Annotated in this window: 17 protein-coding genes; 10 read left to right on the plus strand and 7 right to left on the minus strand. The window is 72.4% G+C overall.

Annotation, left to right across the window (positions count from 1 at the left end):
* Positions 1-27: 27 nt before the first annotated feature.
* Positions 28-897, minus strand: coding sequence for an NAD(P)H-dependent oxidoreductase (locus LG943_RS04765; RefSeq protein WP_270070928.1), 870 nt, complete (start codon positions 895-897; stop codon positions 28-30).
* Between the two features lie 134 nt (positions 898-1,031).
* Entirely contained in the window at positions 1,032-1,949 is a 918-nt protein-coding gene (locus LG943_RS04770; protein ID WP_270070929.1) for an aminoglycoside phosphotransferase family protein, read from the minus strand.
* 765 nt (positions 1,950-2,714) lie between these two features.
* Between LG943_RS04770 and LG943_RS04775 the strand changes: the two genes are divergently transcribed.
* From LG943_RS04775 to LG943_RS04815, 9 genes are all read left to right on the plus strand, one after another.
* Positions 2,715-4,640 (plus strand): NHL repeat-containing protein, encoded by a 1,926-nt coding sequence (locus LG943_RS04775; protein WP_270070930.1) that lies wholly within the window; start codon positions 2,715-2,717, stop codon positions 4,638-4,640.
* Between the two features lie 130 nt (positions 4,641-4,770).
* On the plus strand, positions 4,771-5,886 hold the full coding sequence (locus LG943_RS04780) for an AAA family ATPase (RefSeq protein WP_270070931.1): 1,116 nt from the start codon (positions 4,771-4,773) through the stop codon (positions 5,884-5,886).
* Positions 5,886-7,568 carry a DUF58 domain-containing protein gene (locus LG943_RS04785; protein ID WP_270070932.1) on the plus strand — a complete coding sequence of 561 codons (1,683 nt, stop codon included), beginning with the start codon at positions 5,886-5,888 and terminating at the stop codon, positions 7,566-7,568. The genes LG943_RS04780 and LG943_RS04785 overlap by 1 nt, the downstream gene beginning before the upstream one ends.
* A complete protein-coding gene (locus LG943_RS04790; protein ID WP_270070933.1) occupies positions 7,565-9,808 on the plus strand; it encodes a transglutaminase family protein in 2,244 nt (747 codons plus the stop codon). Before LG943_RS04785 ends, LG943_RS04790 begins: the two co-directional genes overlap by 4 nt.
* 40 nt (positions 9,809-9,848) lie before the next feature.
* A complete protein-coding gene (locus LG943_RS04795; RefSeq protein WP_270070934.1) occupies positions 9,849-12,458 on the plus strand; it encodes a protein kinase domain-containing protein in 2,610 nt (869 codons plus the stop codon).
* Positions 12,459-12,573: 115 nt separating this feature from the next.
* Positions 12,574-13,062, plus strand: coding sequence for a hypothetical protein (locus tag LG943_RS04800; RefSeq protein WP_270070935.1), 489 nt, complete (start codon positions 12,574-12,576; stop codon positions 13,060-13,062).
* Positions 13,063-13,114: 52 nt separating this feature from the next.
* Positions 13,115-13,474, plus strand: coding sequence for a hypothetical protein (locus LG943_RS04805; protein WP_270070936.1), 360 nt, complete (start codon positions 13,115-13,117; stop codon positions 13,472-13,474).
* Positions 13,471-14,325: a hypothetical protein gene (locus LG943_RS04810; protein ID WP_270070937.1), complete on the plus strand. Its 855-nt coding sequence runs from the start codon at positions 13,471-13,473 to the stop codon at positions 14,323-14,325. The genes LG943_RS04805 and LG943_RS04810 overlap by 4 nt, the downstream gene beginning before the upstream one ends.
* Positions 14,326-14,415: 90 nt before the next feature.
* Entirely contained in the window at positions 14,416-14,871 is a 456-nt protein-coding gene (locus LG943_RS04815) for a hypothetical protein (protein WP_270070938.1), read from the plus strand.
* 127 nt (positions 14,872-14,998) lie between these two features.
* Here the strand turns inward: LG943_RS04815 and LG943_RS04820 are convergent, their stop codons facing one another.
* Positions 14,999-16,729 (minus strand): NAD+ synthase, encoded by a 1,731-nt coding sequence (locus LG943_RS04820; RefSeq protein ID WP_270070939.1) that lies wholly within the window; start codon positions 16,727-16,729, stop codon positions 14,999-15,001.
* A 596-nt stretch (positions 16,730-17,325) separates the two neighbouring features.
* Here LG943_RS04820 and LG943_RS04825 point away from each other — a divergent pair.
* Positions 17,326-18,807, plus strand: a complete 1,482-nt coding sequence (locus LG943_RS04825; RefSeq protein WP_270070940.1) for an alanine/glycine:cation symporter family protein — start codon at positions 17,326-17,328, stop codon at positions 18,805-18,807.
* Positions 18,808-19,116: 309 nt separating this feature from the next.
* Here the strand turns inward: LG943_RS04825 and LG943_RS04830 are convergent, their stop codons facing one another.
* From LG943_RS04830 to LG943_RS04845, 4 genes are read right to left on the minus strand one after another with little or no spacing between them, the layout of a single operon-like run.
* Positions 19,117-19,563: a hypothetical protein gene (locus tag LG943_RS04830; RefSeq protein WP_270070941.1), complete on the minus strand. Its 447-nt coding sequence runs from the start codon at positions 19,561-19,563 to the stop codon at positions 19,117-19,119.
* 38 nt (positions 19,564-19,601) lie between these two features.
* Positions 19,602-20,405, minus strand: coding sequence for a hypothetical protein (locus LG943_RS04835; RefSeq protein ID WP_270070942.1), 804 nt, complete (start codon positions 20,403-20,405; stop codon positions 19,602-19,604).
* Between the two features lie 45 nt (positions 20,406-20,450).
* A complete protein-coding gene (locus LG943_RS04840; protein WP_270070943.1) occupies positions 20,451-20,783 on the minus strand; it encodes a hypothetical protein in 333 nt (110 codons plus the stop codon).
* Positions 20,780-21,256 (minus strand): hypothetical protein, encoded by a 477-nt coding sequence (locus LG943_RS04845; RefSeq protein WP_270070944.1) that lies wholly within the window; start codon positions 21,254-21,256, stop codon positions 20,780-20,782. The genes LG943_RS04840 and LG943_RS04845 overlap by 4 nt, the downstream gene beginning before the upstream one ends.
* Positions 21,257-21,291 lie beyond the last annotated feature (35 nt).

Consider the following 21,291-nt stretch of genomic DNA (forward strand, 5'->3'; position numbering starts at 1 on the left):
CGGCCCTCAGCGCCGAAGGCCGCCGGGCTACTCGGCGGCGCCCGGCGCCCCCGCCTCCGCAGCCGCCGGGGCGGGGGCGGGGGCGGCGGAGTCGTCCACCCGGTGCACGCCCAGCCCGGTGCGGCCCGGCTCAAGGTCGGGCCGCAGCACCAGTTCGCCGTCGTAGTCGGCGCTGTTCTCGTAGCGGTAGGCGATGGGCCGCTGGGTGGGCAGTTCGGCCAGGCGGGCGCGCAGCCGCGCGGCGGCGTCGGCGGCGGCCTTGGCGTCGGCCCGGTCGGCGCCGTAGACGACGAAGGGCGGCAGCGCCGCCGCGCCGGTGTACCAGAACGTGCCGTGCAGCAGCGGGAACAGCACCTCGTCCACGTGCCCGTGGATCCCGCGCGGGCCGAAACTGGCCTCGCGCGCCCCCACCGAGGTCACGATCAGCGCGCGCTTGCCCACCAGGCCGCCGTCGCCGTAGCGGCGGGTGCGGCCCTGGTCGTCCTTGAGCCCGAACGCGAACCCCTGCACCAGCACGCGGTCCAGCCAGCCCTTGAGGATGGCGGGCGGGCCGAACCACCAGAGGGGGAAGTGCAGGACGATGGCGTCGGCCCAGTCGATCTTCTCCTGCTCGGCCAGGACGTCGGGGCTGAGGCGACGCTCGCGGTAGCCGCGCTCCTGGGCCTCGCCCACCACCAGCCGGTCGCCCTCGGCGCTGCACGCGTCCGTGCCCGTGCCCGCGCCCGCACCCGCACCCGGGAAGTCCGCCGCGTCCACGACCGGTTTCCAGCCCATCGCGTATAGGTCGGACACGCGGACGTCGTGCCCGCGCTCCGCGAGTTCCGCGAGCCCCGCCTCCATGAGGGAGCCGTTCAGCGAGCGCCGTTCGGGGTGGGCGAACACCCAAAGGATCTTCATCCAGACGATGGTGCCTTAAAGCTCGTAACACGATCGTGTTGAGGTGTGCTGGTCGTGTTCTGACAGGGGTGACGATTCGGCCGTTCCGCAGGGTAAACACCTGGCGGAGATCTTCATCCTGCCAAGGGGCAGGGTCACCGGTTGAGCAGCGACTCCGCGATCGCGACGGAGGACGAGGCGAGAGCGGTCTCACCGTCGCCGATGTCCCAAAGCGAGTTCTGCAACAGCCGCCCGAGCGTCCAGCCGGTAGCGCGTGCGCGGTCCAGGCCGAGGACCTCGGTGAGCAGATCGAAGCGGCGCCGCACTACGCGCACGGCATCGTTCTTCGTAACGACATCGTCCCACCTGCTGTCCAGGGCGGGCCAAAGGTCGAAACCGGGGTCCCCGGCGAGCGGCTCGGGATCGATGGCGAGCCACGGCTCACGCTGCGCGGCGAGGACGTTGTCGTAGTGCAGATCCCAATGCAGCATCCGGTCTCCGGGCTCGCCGACCAACTCGGCCACCGCCGACGCCCAGCCGCGCAGGAGTTGCCGGTCGGCCGGGTCAGCCAGAGCCGCGACCGCCTTGGGAACCTGCTCCAGCATCTCAGTGGCGATGTCGCCGAGGCTGCGCAGTCCCTGCGGAGCAGGGACGCAGACCAGCCGAGCCTGAAGCTCGGCGAGGATACCCATCGCAACGTCGTCGTCCTCGATCGAGGTCAGCGTGCGGGCAGCGTCCAGCCGCTCCAGGAGCATGGTGCTGCTTTGAGGATCGTGGTCGAGCAGCCGCACCATCCCATCGCCGTTCCAGGTTCGCAGTCCGATGAGTGCGGCGGTGGTCTCCTCTCTGGGCATCTGCAGTTTGAGGACCGCGCGCGTGCCGTGCTTGCGCAGCACCGGCAGCACCAGCGAGGCTTCCCCGGCTTCGACCGCCCCGTCCCGTTTCAGCTCCCAGCGGTCCAGGAATTCCGCAGCGAGGGCCGGCAGTCCGGCGATCCAGGCCCTCCCTTCCTCGCCGAAGGCGCTGGCGTACGACGCCGCCAGTGACTGCGGGACCTCGGCCGCTTCTAACATGCTCAGATCGTGTGCCCTTCAACGGGAATCGTGTTTCCCGCTGCAACTTACCGGAGCGCAGCGGAGGGCCCTACCGTCACCGACCTTCACCAGCCATCTTCGGCTATCGCTCACACACGATCACGATGGGCTTTCTTGAAGCGTGTCCAGCAGATGAGACCGCGGGCGAGGGAGACGAGGGCGCTGTGCAGGTCGAGGCGCCGAAGGCAGACGTTTTCGCCCCAAGAAGGCAACCGGAAAGCGCCTTCGCGCGTCTTAGCTAATCACCATCGAGTGGAAGGGCGTAGGCGAAAAGCGCCGGGCGCGAAAACCACTACGGGCCGCACCGCACCGGTGGCGCGGCGTCGCCGCCGGGGGGCACCGGTGCCCTCCGGGAACCGCCGTGTGGACGGCGCCGACTCGGGCCACGACCGGAAGAGGACACCGAAACACCGATTTCCCTGCTGGTTCCGTGATTGTTGGCCGCATTCGCACCTTTAACCGGCGTTGCCAGGCGGGTACTATCGCTGCTGCGGCAACTCCGTACGTGGATTTCCCGCCGAACCGACGATTCTTCGCCATGGCGCCGCGACACCTCCCGCCCGGGTGCCCCGCCCCCCGCGCCACGGCGCCCACGCCCTCCCGGTTCCGGCGCGGCCGTCCCAGGCTGCGGCGGGGCCGCCGGGCCTTGAACCGCCGTTCTTCACCCCCAGGAGCGACAGGAGTTCGGTTACCTTGCGGCACCAGTCCAGAACGGCACGCGGACGCCTCGGCAAAGGCACGACCGTGGGCGCCGTGACGGTCCTGGCCACAGGACTCGTCGGCACCGCGATCTTCGGCGTCGGCGCCTACAACCACTGGGACGACATCTCCAGCGGCAGTGTGTGGCTGTGGAGCAGCGTCACCGGTGAACTCATCCGCGTGAACGCCAATAACGGCCAGGTCGACCTCGTCCAGGAGGTCGAGGACTCCGAGAACCACCCGGTGCGCCTGGCGCAGAACAACCGGTACCTGGTCGTGCACGACCTCGACACCGGCGCGCTGTCCTCGGTCGACCTCGCTCGCATGGACTTCACCGGGCAGACCGACGTCGGCACCGCCGGCGACAACCACTTCGTGCTCGGCAACGACACCGCCGTCATCATCGACAAGGCGCGGGGCGAGGTCCGCCGCGTCAACCCCGAGACCCTGGAGTCGGTGGGCGAGCCGCTGCGGCTCGTCGGGCCGCTGGTCGGCGGGGAGTTCGACCGCGACGGCACGCTGTGGGTGGCCTCGCGCTCCCAGGGCACGGTCGTGGCCATCGACACCGCGCGCGACCAGCCCGAGGTCATCGACAGCGTCGCCGTGAGCGACCCCGGTGCCGACCTGGTCATGACCGTGCTGGACTCTGGCGCGCTGGCCGTCAACCGCGACACCGGAGAACTGAGCGTCGTCGGCAGCGGGTCGGCCACCACGGTGGACTCCCCCATCGACCTCAAGGGCGCCAAGGTCCCCGACCGCACGGTCGGCAACCTCGCCTCGGTCACCGTGCCGGGGTCCTCCTCGCTGGTGGCGCTGGCCAACCTCACCGGCGACCCCGAGGCGTCGTCCTTCGAGATCCACGGCACCAAGCCCGAGACCGCGCTGCCCTTCGCCCAGGACATCTTCGTGCCCTACAGCGAGGAAGGCCTGGTCCGCAGCTTCCGCCCCGACGGCTCGCAGAAGAACACCATCCGCGTGCCCGACGCCGGCGACAGCCCGCTGGAGCTGGAGGTCCGCGACGACCACCTGTTCATCAACGCCCCGGAGTCGGAGTCGGCGCTGGTCATCGACCCCGACGGCCGCGTGCGCAAGGTCGACAAGTACGACCCCGAGGGCGAGGGCGACGGCGAGGGCGGCACCAGCCAGGAGGAGCAGGAGGAGGAGGCCGACCCCTACGTCGAGGGGCCGGACAGCGACTACGAGCCGCCGCAGCTCGACCTGCCCGACGCCAGCAACCAGGAGGACCTGCCGCCGGACGTCCCGGTGGTGCAGGCCGACCAGGAGAACGGCCGCAACGAGGACGACGAGAACGACCCGCCCGGCCGCCCCGAGGACGAGTACTCCCGGCCGCCGAACGACGGGCCCCGGTTCCCCACGCCCGACGAGTGGACCCCGCCGCTGCCCGACCTCGACGACGATGACGACGAGGACAACGGCGAGAACCAGACGCCGCTGGAGCCGCCCGGCTGGGACAACGGCAACGGCAATGGGAACGGCAACGGCAACGGCGGCAACGACGACGATGACGACGACAACGGCGGCATCTTCGATCCCCCGGACTGGGGCGACGACGATGACGACGAGGACGACGACAACGGGAACGGGAACGGCAACGGGAACGACGACGAGGAGGAGCCCGCTCCCGGCTGGCCCGGCCTGCCCGACGAGGAGGAGCCGGAACCCGAGCCGGAGCCGGAGCCGGAACCCGAGCCCCAGGAACCGCCGACCGACCCCGTCGAGCCGCCGACCGATCCGGTAGAGCCGCCGCCGGACCCCGTCGAACCGCCGGTCGACCCGGTGGAGCCGCCGCCGGCCCCCGTCGAACCGCCGCCGGTGGATCCGGCGCCCGTTGACCCGGCACCGGTGGACCCCGCCCCCGTGGACCCCGCGCCGGTGGATCCGGCGCCGGTGGACCCCGCCCCCGTGGAGCCCGCCCCCGAGACGGGCACCACGCCGCCGCCCGCGGCCTAGCCCGGCGGCGCCGCGCGGGCGACGACCCCGTCCCGTCCCGCCTCCGCGCCCGGATCCCCGGGCGCGGGGGCGGGCACCCGCCGGCGGCCCGTCGCGGGCCGCCCCGCACCGACCTTTCAGAGAAGAGACCGTGACCACTCCGGACCCGCAGGCCGAGTCGGGCGCCGACACCGCCCCGGCCCTCGACGCCGACGCCGCCCCCGCCGCCGCCGAGGCAACCGCCGAGACGGCCGCCCCCGCACCGCAGGCCGACCCGGGCACCGTCGCACCCGCACCGCTCACCGCGGAGGAGGCCGGTGAGCACGCCGAGCGCTTCGCCCGCCTCTCCGCCGAGATCGAGTCGGCGGTGCTGGGCAAGCGGGAGATGGTCCGCCTGGCGCTCGTGGCCATGCTCAGCGAGGGCCACGTGCTGCTGGAGGACGTTCCCGGCGTCGGCAAGACCACCCTGGCCCGCGCCATCGCCGCGGCCACCGACGGCGAGTGGCAGCGCATCCAGTTCACCCCGGACCTGCTGCCCTCCGACGTCACCGGCGCGCCCGTCTACAACCAGGACACCCGCGAGTTCCAGTTCCACCCCGGGCCGGTGTTCAGCAACGTCGTCATCGCCGACGAGATCAACCGCGCCTCGCCCAAGGCGCAGTCGGCGCTGCTGGAGGTCATGGAGGAGCGCCAGGTCACCGTCGACGGCCGGCGCCACCCGGTGCCGCGCCCGTTCCTGGTGGTGGCCACGCAGAACCCGGTCGAGATGGACGGCACCTACCGGCTGCCCGAGGCCCAGCTCGACCGGTTCCTGGTGCGGCTGTCCATGGGCTACCCCGACACCGAGTCGGAGCTGGCGATCATGCGCGGCGACCGCCTGAAGGACACCGAGGAGCTGAAGACGGTGGTGGACGGCGCCCAGCTCGCCGAGATGTCGGCCGCCGCCCGGCGCGTGCACATCCACGACGCCATCTACTCCTACGCCCTGGGCATCGCCCACACCACGCGCGACCACGAGGAGATCCACGTCGGGGTGTCGCCCCGGGCCACCGCCGCGCTGATGCGGGCGCTGCGCATGTACGTGCTGAGCGAGGGCCGCCACTACGCCACCCCCGAGGACGTCAAGGCGCTGGCCGTGCCGGTGTGGGCGCACCGGCTCGTGCTGGCCGCCGGGTCGGCCGTCAGCGGGCGCACCCCCGGCGAGGTGCTGGCCGACATCGTGGACCGCGCGCCCACGCCCCAGCCGGTCCGGCTCGGCGGCGAGTGATGGCCGGCGACGCGCGTCCGGACTCCGTGGACGCCGCCGGCGCGGCTCCGGCGGTGGCCGGCCCGTCGCCCTGGGCGCCCGAGAGCACCGCCGCACCGGCTGCCGCAGCGGCCCCCGCGTCCGCACCCGCCGCGCCGCGACCGCGCTCCGCCACGGCCGACACCGGGTCGGACTCCGGGTCGGACGCTGCGGCCTCCGGCGGCCCGGCGAAGGCCGAGCGGCGCCGCGCCCGGCGCGGCCGCACGGACCCCGACACGGAGACCGGCGGGAACGCCGGCAAGAAGACCGGAAAGAAGACCGGCGGGAAGCGCCGCCCGGCCAAGCGCGCGGACGCGTCCGCCGCCACCGGCACGCCCGACGCGGCTGAGGCGTCCGCGTCGGGCCGCGCCGGCGCCGGGCTGCCCGGACCCGCCGTCAGCGGCCCCGCGCCGCGCCCCGCCGGCACGCGCACCGCCGCCCCCGACACCTCCGCCACCGCCGCCGACCGCCCCGCCGCCGCCGAGGACGCGCGCGAGGACGTCCGCCGGGGCGCCGCCGCCCTGCCCACCCCGCGCGGCTGGTTCGTCCTGGCCGGCGGCGCGGCGCTGCTGGGCGCCGGCGTGGCCTTCGGCTACCGCGAACTGGTGGTGCTGGGCTCGGTGCCGTTCGCCGTCGTGCTGCTGTCGGTCGTGCTGGTCGGCCGGCTGCGCCCCATGACCGTCTGGCGCAGCGTCGCCACCCCTCGCGTCTCCCCCGGCGACGAGGTCGAGGTTCTGCTGGGCACCACCGAGGACGGGCGCGGCCGGGGCGCCCACCTGCTCACCGACCGGGTGGCCGGCCCCACCGGCACCCGCACCGTGGAGCTGCCCGCCCGCCGCTCCAGCGAGACCGGCCCCGTGGGCTACCGGCTGCGCGCCGAGCGGCGCGGGGTGCTGGACCTGGGCCCGCTGGAGTCGCGGCGCAGCGACCCGCTGGGCCTCATCGCCACCCGGCGCAGCTCCGGCGGCACCGAGCGGGTGTGGGTGCACCCCCGCTTCGAGCCGCTGCCCTCCATGCCGGTGGGCCGCACCGACGACCCCCAGGGGGTGTTCGACGGCGGACGCGCGGGCAGCGTCAGCTTCCACTCCCTGCGCGACTACGTGCCCGGCGACGACGTGCGGCACATCCATTGGCGCAGCTCCGCCCGGCACAACAAGCTGCTGGTGCGCGAGCACCTCGACACCTCCCACACCCGGCTCAGCGTCGTGGCCGACGACCGGGGAGGCGCGGCCGGCGACGAACTCGCGGCGCTGGACGAGGTCGCGGGCGCGGCGGCGGCCGTGGTGGCCGCCTCGGTCAACGGCCGCTGGGCCTGCGAGCTGCGGCTGGTCAGCGGGCGCAGCCTGGAGAGCACCGGCCGGATGGCGCCCATGCTCGACCTGCTCGCCGAGGCGCGCGTCAACAGCGGCGCCGACTTCACCGAGGAGCTGTGGCGGCTGCGCAACCGCCCCTTCGGCGACACCCTGGTGCTGGTCAGCGCCTCGATCACCAGCGGCGAGGCGCGGCTGTTCGCGCGGCTGCGCGACGTCTACCCGCGCCTGGTGCTGATCGTGCTGCGCCGGTTCGGCCAGCCGCTGGGCGCGATCCCCGGCGTGACCGTCGTCAACGCCGCCGACGCCCACGACCTGGCGACCCGCTGGGAGAGCGAGCGGTGGTCGGCATGAGCCGTGCCGCCGCCCGGGTCGCCGACACCGCCGGCCTCGCGGCCCTCGTCGCCGCCAGTGCCGCGCCCGGCCTGGCGCTCGCGCCCGCCTACGTCGACCAGATCCTGGTGGGCGGCCTGCTCGCCGGCTGGGCGGCGGCGGCCGTGCTGCTCACCACCGCGCTGCGCCGCACGCTGAGCGCGCCCGCCACCCTGCTGGCCGGGGTGGTGGTGGCGCTGAGCGGCGTGGCGGTGCTGGCGTCGTTCTTCCCCGGCCCCGAGCGCGACCTGGCGCGCGCCGTGCTCGACGCGGTCGTGAACTCCGGCGCCCGCATCCTGACCACCTCCCTGCCGACCGAGATGGCGGTGGACACCCTGGCGCTGCCCGCGCTGGCGGTGTGGCTGTCGGGCGCCGCCGCCGCGCTGGCGGTGCGCGCGGGCTACCCGCTCGCGGGGATGCTGTGCCCGCTGCTGGCGCTGGCCGGCGCGGCGGTGCTCAACGGCCCCGAACTCTCCCCCGCCTACTTCCCCGCCGCGCTGTTCGCGCTCTCGGCGGTGGTGGTGCTCGCCGTCGCGGCGCGGACTCCCTCCCCCGAGGAGCTGGCGGTGGACGTGGGGCCGGGCACGGTGGTGCCGATCGCCGCGCCCGACCGCGCCGGCCGGATCGCCCGCGCGCTGCCGCGCGCGCTCAGCCTGGGCGGGGTGCTGGCGCTGGTGGCCGCGCTGACCACCTACCTGGGACCGCTGGCGCTGTACGGCACGCCGATCCGCCCGGCCGACCCGCGCGCGGCGGTGTCGCCGCCCGAGGAGGAGACCCAGGTCGTCAGCCCGCTGAGCTACCTGGCGGGCTGGACCGAGGAGCCCGGCCACCGGCTGATGACGGTCACCTCGCCCGAGCCCACCGAGCTGCGCTGGGTCACCCTGTCGCACTTCGACGGGGTCACCTGGCAGCCCGAGGGGCGCTACCGCCCCTCCTCGGAGGTGCTGCCCGACCCCGAGCAGGACGTGCCCGACGGCCCCGAGCGCACCGTCGAGGTCGACGTGGAGGAACTGCCGGGGCACTGGCTGCCCACGGCCGGGATCCCCGATCGGGTCACCGGCACGCCGGTGGCGGTCCAGCCCGTCTCGGCGACCCTGCGCACCCGCCAGGGCGACGCCGCCGGGCTGGCCTACCGGGTGCGGGGCCACGTGCCCGAGTACGACCGGGAGTCCCTGCGCGGCGCCACCGAGGCCGACCGCGCGGAGTTCGCCGACTACCTCGCGCTGCCCGAGGGCACGCCGCCGGAGATCCACGCCATCGCCGACGCGTTCGCCGACGGCAGCCCGTACGAGCGCGCCAACTGGCTGGCCGCGCACCTGCGCGCCAACTACGGCGTGGACCCCGAGGCGCCCGGCGGGCACGGCTACGCCAACCTGGAGGAGCTGCTGGTGCCGCCCGACGAGAAGGGCGGCGGCGGGACCTCCGGGCAGTTCGCGAGCGCGTTCGCGCTGCTGGCGCGGGCCTCGGGGCTGCCCAGCCGGGTCGTGGTGGGGTTCGGCCCCGGCACCCCGGCGGGCGACGGCGGCGACGAGCGGATCATCCGCTCCGGCGACGCGCTGGCCTGGGGCGAGGTCTACCTGGAGGGCGTGGGCTGGGCGCCGTTCGACGTGCAGCCCGGCGACCCCAAGCGCAACGGCCTGGACCAGGGCGGCGAAGGCGGCGAGGACGGCGGCACCGCCGGGCAGGCCGCCGGCGGCACGGAGTCCGAGGAGGACCGCGGGTTCTTCCGGGTCGGCGGCGCCCCGCTGGATGTGGGCTACGCGTGGTCGATGGCCGGGCGGTCGTCGGCGGGGATCGTGGCGGCGCTGGTGCTGGCCGCGCTGCTCAGTGGGGCGGTGCGGGGCGCGCGGCGCGGGCTGCGGCTGGGCGCGCGCGACCCCCGGCGTCGGTTGGCGGGCGCGTGGTGGGAGCTGCGCGACGGGCTGCGGCAGGCCGGCGCGCCGCCGCGCCCCTCCGACACCGTGACCGACGTGCTGGTCCGCTCCGACGGCCTGCTGCCGCCCGAGGGCGGCGGCCGGCGCGACTGGACGCTGGGCCGCACGCTGAACGCGCTGGCGTTCGTGCCGGCCGAGGAGCGCGCGGCCGCGCTGGACGCGGAGTCGGCCCGCCGCGCGGCCGAGGAGGTGCGCGCCTACACGGCCGCGCTGCGGCGGCGGCTGCCGCGCGCGCGGCGGGTGCTGTGGTGGCTGGACCCGCGTCCACTGTTCTGGAGGCGGCGGTGAGCGCGGCGGGGACGCCGCGCCCGGGGACGGGAGTGTACCGATGAGCTCGGGCAGGATCGCAGCGCGGCCGGAGCCGTGGCTGGTGCCGGGTGTGCACTCGGCGGAGCTGCTGCACAGCGGCGCCCAGTCGGTCGTCTACCGCGCGCGGCGCGCGCCCGCCGACACGGTGGTGGTGGTCAAGGTGCTGCGCGCGGCCGGGCCGGAGGGCCGCCGCGACGAGATCGAGCTGTGGCGCATGCACTCCTCGATCCGGGGCGTGCACTCGCTGCTGGACGACGGCGTGACCGAGAAGGGGCGCCGCTCCTACGCGGTGATGGAGGACTGCCCCGAGGGCGACTACGAGTGGATCTCGGTGCGGCGCGGCCCCCTGCCGGTGGAGGAGGTCCGCGCGGTGGGCACGGCGGTCGCCGACGCGCTGGCGGGCGTGCACGCGCGCGGGCTGCTGCACCACGCGGTGGAGCCGGCGAACGTGCTGAAGGCGCGGTTCGGGCCGGCGCTGATCGACTTCGGGTCGGCGCTGCCGCAGGACGCGCCGTTCGCACCGGTGTACCACTCGCGGGAGTCGGTGCGGTTCGCCCCGCCGGAGGAGCTCGCGGGCGGGGTGCCGTCGCCCGCGTCGGACGTGTACCGCCTGGCGGCGACGCTGTGGACGCTGCTTGTGGGCCGCGCGCCGTTCGAGGACGCGCCGGGCGAGCCGGAGTCGGTGGAACACTACCGCGCGCGCGTGCTGGGCGGTGAGGTCCCGGCCCTGCCGCGGGAGGACGTGCCGGAGTGGCTGGCCGCCGCCCTGACGGCGGCCCTGGCGCCCGACCCGGCGTACCGGGTGCCCACGGCGGAGGAGTTCGGCCGCCTGCTGCGTGAGGAGGCGGCCCCGCAGGTCCCGGTGGCGGGGGCGGGTCCGGGGATGGACGCGGCGCAGGTGGCGGCCGGCGGCCTCGCGGCAGGGGCGGCGGGCGCCGTCGGTGCGGCGGGCGCGGCCGGAATTCCAGCGTTCGGCGCGGAGGCGCCGGACGAGCGCGCGTTCGACGCGCCCGCCGAGGTGGACACGGCCGGCGCCGCCGCACCGGAACCGCAGGAGTCGGCGGAGCCGCAGGAGTGGCCGGAGCCGCAGGAGACGCAGCGGCTGGAGCCGCCGGTGGAGGCGGAGCCCTCGTTCCCGGTGGACCCGGTGGCCCCGGCGGACCTGGCGGCCGAGGCCACCGCCGTCCTCAACCCCGGCCCGCAGCCCGCCGAGCCGGTCGCGGACGACGCCCCCGCCTTCGGCGCGGAGGCGGCACCCTACGCCGACACGACCGGGAACACCGGTCCCGCTGAGGCCGCCGACTTCACCGGTCCTGTCCCCCCTGCGGAGACGACCGCGTTCGGCTCGGCCGCCGGTCCGGCGCTGCCGCCCTGGGAGACCGGCCCCGCCGAGCACCCGGCGGCCGATGCCCTGCCGCCGCTCCCCCCGATCCCCGCCGCGCCCTACTCCGTGCCGTCGGCGCCGCCTGGGCCGTCAGCGCCCTCGGTGCCGCCGGCGCCGCCGTCCGTTCCCGACCCGGCGCACGGCGCGGGCACGCCCGCGCACGGCGTCGCACCGGCCGCACACGGCGGCGGGTCCGCCGGCACCGGCCCGCACGCGTTCACGCACCACACCCCGCCCCGGGGAGCGCCCGCGCCCGGGTCCCCGGCGACGCCCCGGGACGCCGCCCACCACGCCGCCCCCGCCGCGCCGTGGCCGGAGGCCGACGAGGCGGCGCAGCCGCCCGTGCCTCCGCCGCCGGCGCCGCTGCCCGACTCGGCCGCTCAGGCCGCTCCGACCGCTCCGGCGCAGCCCCCGCACGCCCTTCCGGAGTCTTCGCACGCCCTGCCTGAGCCCCCGCACGCCTTTTCGGCCCCGTCGCCGCACGCCCCCGGAGGGGATTTCGGCGCGGACGCGGTCCCGCCGCCGCCCTACGGGATGGCCCCCGCTGTTTCCGGTCCGTTCACCGGCCCCCAGGGCCGCCCCCAAACGCCGTATTCCGGTGTTTCCCCTGATCAGGGCATTGCAGCGGACCCGGCCAAGCGGGATCTGCACGCCCGCGTGCTGGAAAGGCGCAGGCAGGCGGAAAGCCTTAACCAGGCGGGGATGACATCTTCGCAAACGAATCGTAATCGCCCTCTGAAGACAAAACGGCGCCCCGCGTTGTACGCTCTCGCTGCTGTGGCCTGCGTGGTTGTGGTCACGGCGGTGGGCTTGGGGGCCGCTTCCCTGCTCTCGAACGACTCCCCTCAGCCGCCTCAGGCGGGCGAGGCATCGCCGGTCGAGGACGGCGAAAGCATCGCTGAGGACGCGGCCGGCTCCGCGGACTCCGCGGAGGAGTCCAGCGCCCCCACTCCCTCAGCCTCAGCACCGGACATCACCCCGACGGGGGTGGCGCTACGCGACGGAAACATCACCGTGGCACTGTCGTGGGAGCAAGGGACCGGTGAGGAAGCCGTCCACTACGTGGTGGGCGGTCCCACGGGGGGAGAGGAGTCGACCATGGCGAGCGTGCCCGCCGGCGAGAGCCGCGTTGAGATCACCGGTCTGAATCCGGACGTGGAGTACTGCTTCCGCGTCGTTGCCGTCCAGTCGACCGAGGTGTCGGCGGCATCCGAGCGCGTCTGCACCGAACGCACCGAAAACTGACCCCACCGACCGGTTTCGCACGCCTACGGGGAACCCGCGCCCTATCGCGCGACCATACCGCTCCGGCGCGCCTACCCCATAGGCGTATTCGCATGCGATCAGGAGGGAGGGGATAATGCTAAGCGATTTGGCAGAATTGTTCTTTGGCGGCGGCGCGCCTGCCGTCACCGGGTGGGTTATCGCCCTCAACGTCGCGATCAACGGCGTGGTTTTCGGTTCCTACCTCGGAATCAGGAAACTCGCCAACCATCGCCGAAACATCCAAGACAAATTCCAGGGCGCCCTGCTCAGGCCGGCCGAGAGAGCGATCAAGGAGCGGGAAGCGTGGAACAAACTGGAAAAGCTGGTGGAGGACGACCACAAAGAAATCTACAATGACATTGCGGAAAACGTGCCCAACCAACTGAAGACGTCTATTATTCACTCGTCGCAGGTACTTGGGAAATGGTATCAAACCATTCCCATGGCGCGGGCCGCAATGGACAAGCACAGCGGGACGCGATTCATGCGGCCCGCCGCGAAAAACGCGGAGCTTTCGCGCCGCGGTGTGGATCTGGGAACAGCCACTCTGTACAACATCGGAGGCCGGACGCCAGGCCGGTAGCCACAAGCGCAACCTTGTTCTCCATCGCCACATCCAGAAGGGGGTGAGGGAAGTGGAACAAATCGTCACCATCATCATACTCGTATTTTCAGCCGCCCTGGTGGTTCGCATGACCGTGGTCGTCATGCTGATTAAAAAAGGCGTCTACATGCGGAATTTCAAGGCACGAAACCGCATCACCGACCAGATCGACGTCATTGAGCAATCCAGTTCCGCTCTCACTGATGCAGAGGTTGCCCTGTTCGAGAAGAACAGAATCGTCCTTCACCTTTTGGACCTCGCCGAGTCGGCCCGCACGAGTCCGGACCCGGACGCCGTGGACCATGCCAGGAGTCGGTTGGCGGTGTACGAGGAGAGGCTACGCGAACTGGACGCCATCGCGGAGACCGCCCACAGAAGGGAACCCGCGTGAGCCTCTTTGAACTGACGGTGGCGATGCTCGGGAGCATGGCCGCAATGGTCGGAGTCAGTGAAATACTGGCGCACCGGTTGACAAGGAAGTACACGGACCACGCGACTCACGAAAACCGCCTGGACCGCGTCACCGACACCCTGCTCAAAATCTTCGGCCTCAACTCTAAGAACTGGTACAAGGACGTCAACAAGTTCCTTGTCCTCAACCAGTTGCTTAAGGGGAAGGACGCCTTCAACGATGCGAACCGCCTTCTACCGGTTCGCCACGAGCAGTACCTCGAATTCAATGCGGTCGTTGAGCACCTACGCAGCGTCGGCCTGGCGGACAAGTCACTGGACGAGATGCTCTCCTCGGATTCTCCCATCGAGATCCGGTCGCGGGAGAAGCGCCCGTGGCGCCGCGCCCACGAAAGCCTGAGCGCAGAGCACGCGGCCACTCTCAGCAAGGACCTCGAGACGTTCCGGGCGCAGGTGAACGACCTTGGTGAGCGCGTGCTGCTGTGGGAGACGGTAGCCCGGCAGTTGACCGACCGGGCAGCGCCCCTTGAAAAGGCACACACGTTGGGGCTGAGCACCATCAAGCGCAACGAGATGACCAACTACGACAGCACGATGCGCGCGATCCACGCGGGCTACGCCAGAACCCCCGAGGAAGTGGCCGCGAATGTGGGGATGACCACGGAACTCCTCATCGCCAAGACCCTCTCCGATATCGCGGAAGGAAAAGGGCTTGGGTACATCAGGAAGTTCACGATGCGCAAGGAGATCAGGAAGGCAAGAGAGTTCGATGCACGGGTTCGCTCGACCAAGGGGCTTCCCTACGACAAGCACCACGGCCCGCACCTGTGAACGTGGCCGTGGCACGGCTTCCGCCGCGCCCACTCCTCTTATGGTAATTCCGCCCGGATATTGAGGGAGGTCACTATTTTTCCGATAGGATTGGCCCTGGTTTTCCTCGTCGCCTTCACGGCTTCGGCTGCTTCCGTGTTCCGTCTCTACGAGTCCTACGTCGACTTCCCGTTGCAGTCGGTCCGCAACACAACGGACGAGCGGATCCTCGGGGTTCAGCGCTCCATCCTGGCAAGGAAGAGCGTTCTCATCGAAGAGAAGACGCGGATCGCCAAGCAGCACCTCGTGGAGGTGCTGTCGGGGTCGGGCGGTCCGCTGCCCAAGGACCAGCAGGCGCAACTGGAGTCACTGGACCGCCAGCTTCAGCAGACCTCGGAGACCGAATACGCACAGGTCCGGCAGGAAGAGCGCGAAGGCGCCGGTACTCTCGACCAGCTCAACCACCTCCGCCAACTCGCGATCCGCGGCGAGGCGGTGTTCCTCGCCGTGTCGCTCATCTGCACCGTGGCAACGGGCATCCCGCTCTTCGGCATGATCACGGTGTGATGCCATCGCGATCCCTACCCGGCATGCGGCACCGACTCCACCGGTCTCTACGACGGCCGCCTGCTGATCCCCGGCCTTGGCAGGGAACCAGCAGGCGGTTTTTGCTGTGCCCGCCTTCTCCGGGCTTCTAGGTCCAGCGGTTGGTGATCGGGAGGCGGCGGTCGCGGCCCAGGTTGCGTTTGCTGATCTTGGGGCCCGGCGGGTACTGGCGGCGTTTGAACTCCGCGCGGTCGACCAGGCTGACGATGTTCTTGACCAGGTCGGCGTCGAACCCGGCCGCGATCAGCTCGGCCTGGCCCCGGTCGGTGCCGATGTAGGCGTCCAGCAGGCTGTCCACCACGTCGGGGTCGGGCAGGTCGGGCCAGTCGCCCTCGACGGCGCGGTCGAAGGAGTTCGCCGGGATGGGCGGGGTCGTGCCCTCCTTGGCGGCCGCGCCGTTGCGCCAGCGGGCGAGGTCGCGGACCTGGGTCTTCCAGCAGTCCTTCAGCGGGGCGTAGCCGCCCACCGAGTCGCCGTAGAGGCTGCCCTCGCCGGTGGCCAGCTCGGTCTTGTCGCCCGTGGCCAGGACCAGGTGCCCCTCCTCGTTGGACAGCGCCATCAGCAGGTTGCCGCGCACGCGCGACTCCAGGTCGCGCTCGCCGGCCCGGCCCAGGCCGGCCGCCGACTCGTAGGCGTCGACCATCGGCTTGACCGACACGGTGCGGCCGTTGATCCCCTGGCGCCGGACCAGGTCCTCGGCGTCCTCGATCTCCTGGGCGGTGGTGGTCCGCCCCGGCATGACCACGCCGTGGACGTGCTCGGCCCCCAGCGCGTCGACCGCGATGGTCGCGGTCAGCGCGGAGTCGATCCCCCCGGAGAGCCCCACCATGACCGAGGTGAAGCCGTTCTTGCGGGCGTAGTCGCGCAGGCCCGTGACCAGGGCGGTGTAGACCTCCGCCCGGTCGTCGGTGGGGTTCCTGCGCGGTGTCAGCACCGGGGTGAGCGGCTCGTAGGCGGCCGGCGGCTCGTCCGAGACCGTGTGGCGCACGATCCGGAACCCCTTGGCCTCGGCCGGCAGCACGGCCGGGTCCTTGGCGCGGGGCAGCTCGACGTCGGTCACCAGCAGCGCGTCATCGAACTGCGGCGCCCGCGCGACAAGCTCGCCGTCGGAGTCCACGATGAAGGAGTCGCCCTCGAAGACCAGTTCGTCCTGGCCGCCGGTCATGTTGACGTACCCCACGGCCGCCCCGGTCTCGCGGGCGCGGCGCTGGCACAGCTCCAGGCGGACGTCGTCCTTGGCCCGCTCGTAGGGGGAGCCGTTGAGGGTGATCAGCATGCCGGCGCCCGCCCCGCGCACCGCCGACACCGGGCCGCCCTCCTGCCAGAGGTCCTCGCAGATGGCGAAGGCGATGTCGGCGCCGTGCAGGCGGACGACGGGCAGGGTGTCGCCCGGCACGAAGTAGCGCGCCTCGTCGAAGACGCCGTAGTTGGGCAGATGGTATTTGGCCGAGACGAGCCGCAGCTCGCCGTGGTGCAGCAGGGCGAGGGAGTTCTGCGGCGCGCCCGGAGGCTGCCCGAACCGCTCGCCCAGCCCCTCACGCCGGCTGAGGTAGCCGACGATGACGGGCAGATGCCCCAGCCCCTCCGCCTCCAGCCGCCGCGCAAGGCCGTGGGTGGCCTTGATCGACGCCGAGACGAACCCGTTTCTCAGGGCAAGGTCCTCGACCGAGTATCCAGTGACGACCATCTCAGGGAATACCGCGAGATGGGCGCCGGCGTCGTTCGCTCGACGGGAGTAAGCGACGACGCTGTCGCAATTACCTTCCAGGTCGCCCACAGTGGGATTGACCTGGGCCAGAGCTATCCGAAGTTGTACCACACAGGGGAGGGTAGCGAACTCGTTAACACAACGGAAATATGTCACGGAAATATAACGAGGAGGACAACAATTGATTGTCATCCCATCTATCGACACTGTCCGAAAACCCGCTAACGGGAGCGTTAAATCACGTGATGATCATCACACAAGATGACACCGCGAGGCATCACACCAGGTCACCGCACGGTTCTGCCACGATGAACACCCTTCGCCCATTCACTGGAGAAACCACAGCTCACAGGCATTTCCCGGCATGTGCCGCAAAGGGGCGCGCACTGACCCAGCGCGACCGAGGGCGACCGCCCCGCGACACAAGGCGACCCCCCACCGGTGCGGCCGCCCCTTGACGCGGAGGGGCGTCTTGCGGTTCACGGAGTTTTCCCGTTACGTTGTCGCGGCCCTAACACCCTGGGGTTGCCAACACCACACTTCGAATCCGACACACCGGCGACGACCTCGCCGCCGTTCACCGTGCGTGCACCGATCCGCGCACACCGACCGCACCCCCCATCGCGGTGATCCCGCGTCAGACGCAAGTTGATGTCGCGGAGCGAGACAGCGCCGTCTCCGCCGACGACGAAGGGAACGATCCCCCCGTGGACGCCTTGAACAACGGCATCTTGGCCTTCAACGATGCCTTTTGGGCTTATCTGCTCATCCCACTCCTGACCATCCTGGCCATCTACTTCACGATCCGCTCCAAAGCGGTGCAGATCCGGCTGATCCCGGAGATGTTGCGGGCTCTGACGAGCGACCCGGGCATGTCCGAGGACGGCAAGAAGCCGATCTCCTCCTTCCAGGCGTTCGCGGTCTCGGCCGCCGCCCGCATCGGCACCGGCAACATCGCCGGTGTGGCCACGGCCATCGCCCTCGGCGGCCCCGGCGCGGTGTTCTGGATGTGGGTCATGGGCCTGCTGGTCGGCTCGGCCTCCTTCGTGGAGTCCACGCTGGCCCAGCTCTACAAGGTCCGCGGCGGCACCGGCGGCTTCCGCGGCGGCCCGGCCTACTACATGAAGTTCGGCCTCAAGGCTCCGTGGATGGGCGTCCTCTTCGCCATCACGATCACGCTGACCTTCGCGTTCGTCTTCACGGCGGTGCAGAGCAACACCATCTCCGGCGCCCTGGCGCAGTCCGTGGAGACCGTCAGCGGCTCGGCCCCCGCCCCGTGGTTCGCCTACGCCGTCGGCATCGTGCTGGCCGCCGTCACCGCCCTGATCATCCTGGGCGGCGCCAAGCGGATCGCGCAGGTCGCCACCGCGCTGGTGCCGCTCATGGCCGGCATCTACATCCTGCTCGGCCTGGTCATCATCGTGATGAACATCGGCGAGATCCCGGGCGTGATCGCCAGCATCGTCTCCCACGCGTTCGGCATCCAGGAGATCGCCGCCGGCGGTGTCGGCACCGCGATCATCCAGGGCGTCCGCCGCGGCATGTTCTCCAACGAGGCCGGCCTGGGCTCCGCCCCCAACGCCGGTGCCAGCGCCGCCGTCACCCACCCGGTCAAGCAGGGCCTGGTGCAGACCCTCGGCGTCTACCTCGACACCCTCATCGTCTGCTCCACCACCGCGTTCATCGTGCTGCTGTCCAACCCGGTCTTCGACGAGACCCGCGGTGCCACGATGACCCAGGACGCGGTCGCGGCCAACCTCGGCTCGTGGACGATCCACCTGATGAGCCTGATCATCCTGCTGGTCGCCTACACCTCGGTGCTGGGCAACACCTTCTACGGCGAGTCCAACGTCGGCTACCTCACCCAGAGCCCGACCGTGATGACGGTCTTCCGCTGGCTGGTCGTCGTGGTGGTCTTCCTCGGCTCCATCGGCTCGGTGGACCTCATCTGGAACCTGGCCGACGCGACCATGGGCATCATGGCCCTGATCAACCTGGCGGCCATCGCGCCGCTCGCCGGGGTCGCCATCCGGCTGCTGAACGACTACGTCGCCCAGCGCAAGGAGGGCAGGGACCCGGTCTTCACCAAGGACCGGATGCCCGACCTGGTCAACGTGCAGTGCTGGGACGCCTCGGACCTGCCGAGCGCCGGCCCGGCCTCCGCGACGGGGAGCACCGCTCGGGACTGACCGTCCCGGTCCCGGTTGCCTCCCCCCGGAAGGCGCGGTCACCGCTCCCTCGTGCCGCGCCTTCCGGCCCCCGGGACCCGGCGGGCCGACCCCCGGGTCCCGGCCTCCCCGAGAACACGCCGCGAGCCCGCGGCCGACGCCTCTCACCACGAGAGGCGACCGGCCGCGGGCTCGCGGCGTTGCGGGGGATGGAGGTCCGGGTGAACGTGCGGTGGGGGTGCGAACGGGGTTCCGGTGGCTCCGGGAGGCGCTGGAACGGCCCGGCACACTCCCGGCGGCCCTCCGGCCGCGCGGGCGCGGCTCCGGGCCTCAGAGCACCAGCAGGAGGACCGCCACAAGGGCGACCAGGGCCGCCGCCGTGCTCGCCGCGACGAGCGCGATGTCCATGCCCCGGGCCAGCCGCCGTCCCGCCTCCGCGCGGTCGCGGGCGGCGGCGGTCGCCGCCGCGACCTCCGCCAGGCGGTCCTCGACCTCGCCGTCCAGCAGCGCGAGGTCGGAGTCGAGCCGGGCGACCGCCTCGCCGGCGCCGGGCGCGCCCGAGAGCACCTTCGCCTCCGCCGCCTCCAGCAGCTCCCCGCGCCGCCGCAGCCCCTCGGCCCGCACCCGCTGCCCCTCGCGGATCTCGTCGCCGCGCAGGAGCAGCGGCGGGTAGTCCAGCCCGTTGTCGGCGAGCCGGGCCGCCGACCGGGCGCACACCCAGCCGCAGACCGCCAGGGTGCCCGCCGCCAGCGGCAGGGTCAGCAGGACGTCGCTCATCGGCGCCACTGTGTGTCTCCTCTCGTCGCCGCCGGGGCCTAGCGGCCCCGCCGGGTCTGGCGCTCCGACCGCAGTCGCGCGGCGTCGAACCGCCGCATCGCGGTGGCGCGGCCGCCGGTGAGTCCCTGGAACACCGCCGACTCGGTCATCCGGGCGGTGCGCTGCCGCGACTCCAGCGCCAGCCGGTCCCTGACGCGCTGGATCCGCTCCTGGGGGCGCTCCTGGAAGGCGAGGGCCTTCTCGGTCTCGGTGATCGCCAGCTCGTCCACCCCGAGGTTGTCCGGGTGGACCCGCTGCTGGAAGTTGGCCACGTCCTCCGTGGTGACCGGGTTGATGTCGAGGTCGCGCCCGAACCCCTTCAGGGGCGCCTCGCGCGCCAGCTCCGCCCGTCCCACCAGCACGCTGTCGAGGAAGGCGGCGTCATCGCCGCCCCGGGCCAAAATCTCCGGGCGGACGCGGGGCACACCGTCACGCACTTCCGCGATTCCCTCGGCGACCAGGGCGTCGACCTCCCGCCGCGCCTGGTACTCGTAGGAGTGGTAGGACTTCTCCGAGCGCTTGAGGCTCTCCTGGACCTCGTCCCACCTCTTCTTGAGGTTGGCCATCCCCCGGCGCAGCGTGCCCGCCTTCTTCGCCGAGAGCACCTTCGCACCGGACCCGTAGCTCTCGATCTGCGCGTCGCGGAAGAGCCGGTCGGCGCGCTCGACAATGGCATCGGCCTGGGAGCGGCCCGATTCCACGACCGCGCGGGCACCGCGGAAGACCGCGGAGATGCTGGCGACCATGAATCCCATGGAGCCCAGGGCCAGTCCCCACAGCCCCACGGCGGCGAGCGTCGACAACGCGAACCCTCCTCTTCATGCCGCGCACGAGCGCGGAAGCGGACCTCAGTCGCCCAGTCCGTCGACTTCGGACCGGAACTGGGCTCGGATCCGCTGGGCGGACTCCCGAACCTGGGGGGCGGCGGGGCCGGGGGCGCCGGCGCGCTCGCGGGCGGCGTCGGACAGCAGGTCCCGCCAGGCCGTGGCGTGGCCGAGGGCCGCGCCCAGGCGCCGCTCGGCCTCGATCGCGCGGTCGCTCCGGTCGGTGAGTACCGCCGTGGTCTCGCCGGGACGGCGGTAGACGCGCAGCCGGGTGAAGCGGCGGCCGCTCCACCAGCTCAGGGCGGCCAGCACGGCGGCGAGCACGGCCGCCGCCGATGCGACGAGTACGGGAGTCATCGGCGCCTCCCCGTCCGGGCGGGAACGGGAGCGGTGTTGCGGCGGCGCGTCCCCTCGCCGGTGAGGCGGGCGCGGACGCCGTCGAGCAGGCCGCGCCTCGGGGGCCGGTCCTTCAGTGTCTGGCGCAGGTTGCCCGCGGCCAACTTGAGGTCGCTGAGGTTCTCGAACTGCCGCTGGTTGAACCGCCGCCGCTCCTCGGCCAGGGTCACCACGTCCCTCAGTTGCTGCTCGCGGGTCTTCAGCTCCTCGCGGCCGAACGTCTGAGCGGACTCGTAGGCGGCGACGAGCGCGTCGTTCTGGGCGATCTTCAGGACCTCGGGCGACTGCTTGACGGAGAGTTCGTAGCGCTCCGCGCGGGCCACGAGCATGCGGGCGCGGGCGCGGCCGGCCCAGCGCAGGCCCACGGCCGCTATCGCCGTGAGGAGGCTGGCCGAGCCCAGCACGATCGGGAAGTTGGCCAGGATCTGGTCCACACTCGCCCCCGTCCCCCTGTGTGCGGCGCGCACCG

Source organism: Streptomonospora mangrovi, assembly GCF_027604915.1.
GTDB lineage: Bacteria > Actinomycetota > Actinomycetes > Streptosporangiales > Streptosporangiaceae > Streptomonospora > Streptomonospora mangrovi.

What these genes read in the sequence shown, in the direction of transcription:
- LG943_RS04765 (WP_270070928.1), bottom strand. Translation starts at nt 897, where the DNA reads ATGAAGATCCTTTGGGTGTTCGCCCACCCCGAACGGCGCTCGCTGAAC.
- LG943_RS04770 (WP_270070929.1), bottom strand. Translation starts at nt 1,949, where the DNA reads ATGTTAGAAGCGGCCGAGGTCCCGCAGTCACTGGCGGCGTCGTACGCC.
- LG943_RS04785 (WP_270070932.1), top strand. Translation starts at nt 5,886, where the DNA reads ATGGCCGGCGACGCGCGTCCGGACTCCGTGGACGCCGCCGGCGCGGCT.
- LG943_RS04790 (WP_270070933.1), top strand. Translation starts at nt 7,565, where the DNA reads ATGAGCCGTGCCGCCGCCCGGGTCGCCGACACCGCCGGCCTCGCGGCC.
- LG943_RS04795 (WP_270070934.1), top strand. Translation starts at nt 9,849, where the DNA reads ATGAGCTCGGGCAGGATCGCAGCGCGGCCGGAGCCGTGGCTGGTGCCG.
- LG943_RS04800 (WP_270070935.1), top strand. Translation starts at nt 12,574, where the DNA reads ATGCTAAGCGATTTGGCAGAATTGTTCTTTGGCGGCGGCGCGCCTGCC.
- LG943_RS04830 (WP_270070941.1), bottom strand. Translation starts at nt 19,563, where the DNA reads ATGAGCGACGTCCTGCTGACCCTGCCGCTGGCGGCGGGCACCCTGGCG.
- LG943_RS04840 (WP_270070943.1), bottom strand. Translation starts at nt 20,783, where the DNA reads ATGACTCCCGTACTCGTCGCATCGGCGGCGGCCGTGCTCGCCGCCGTG.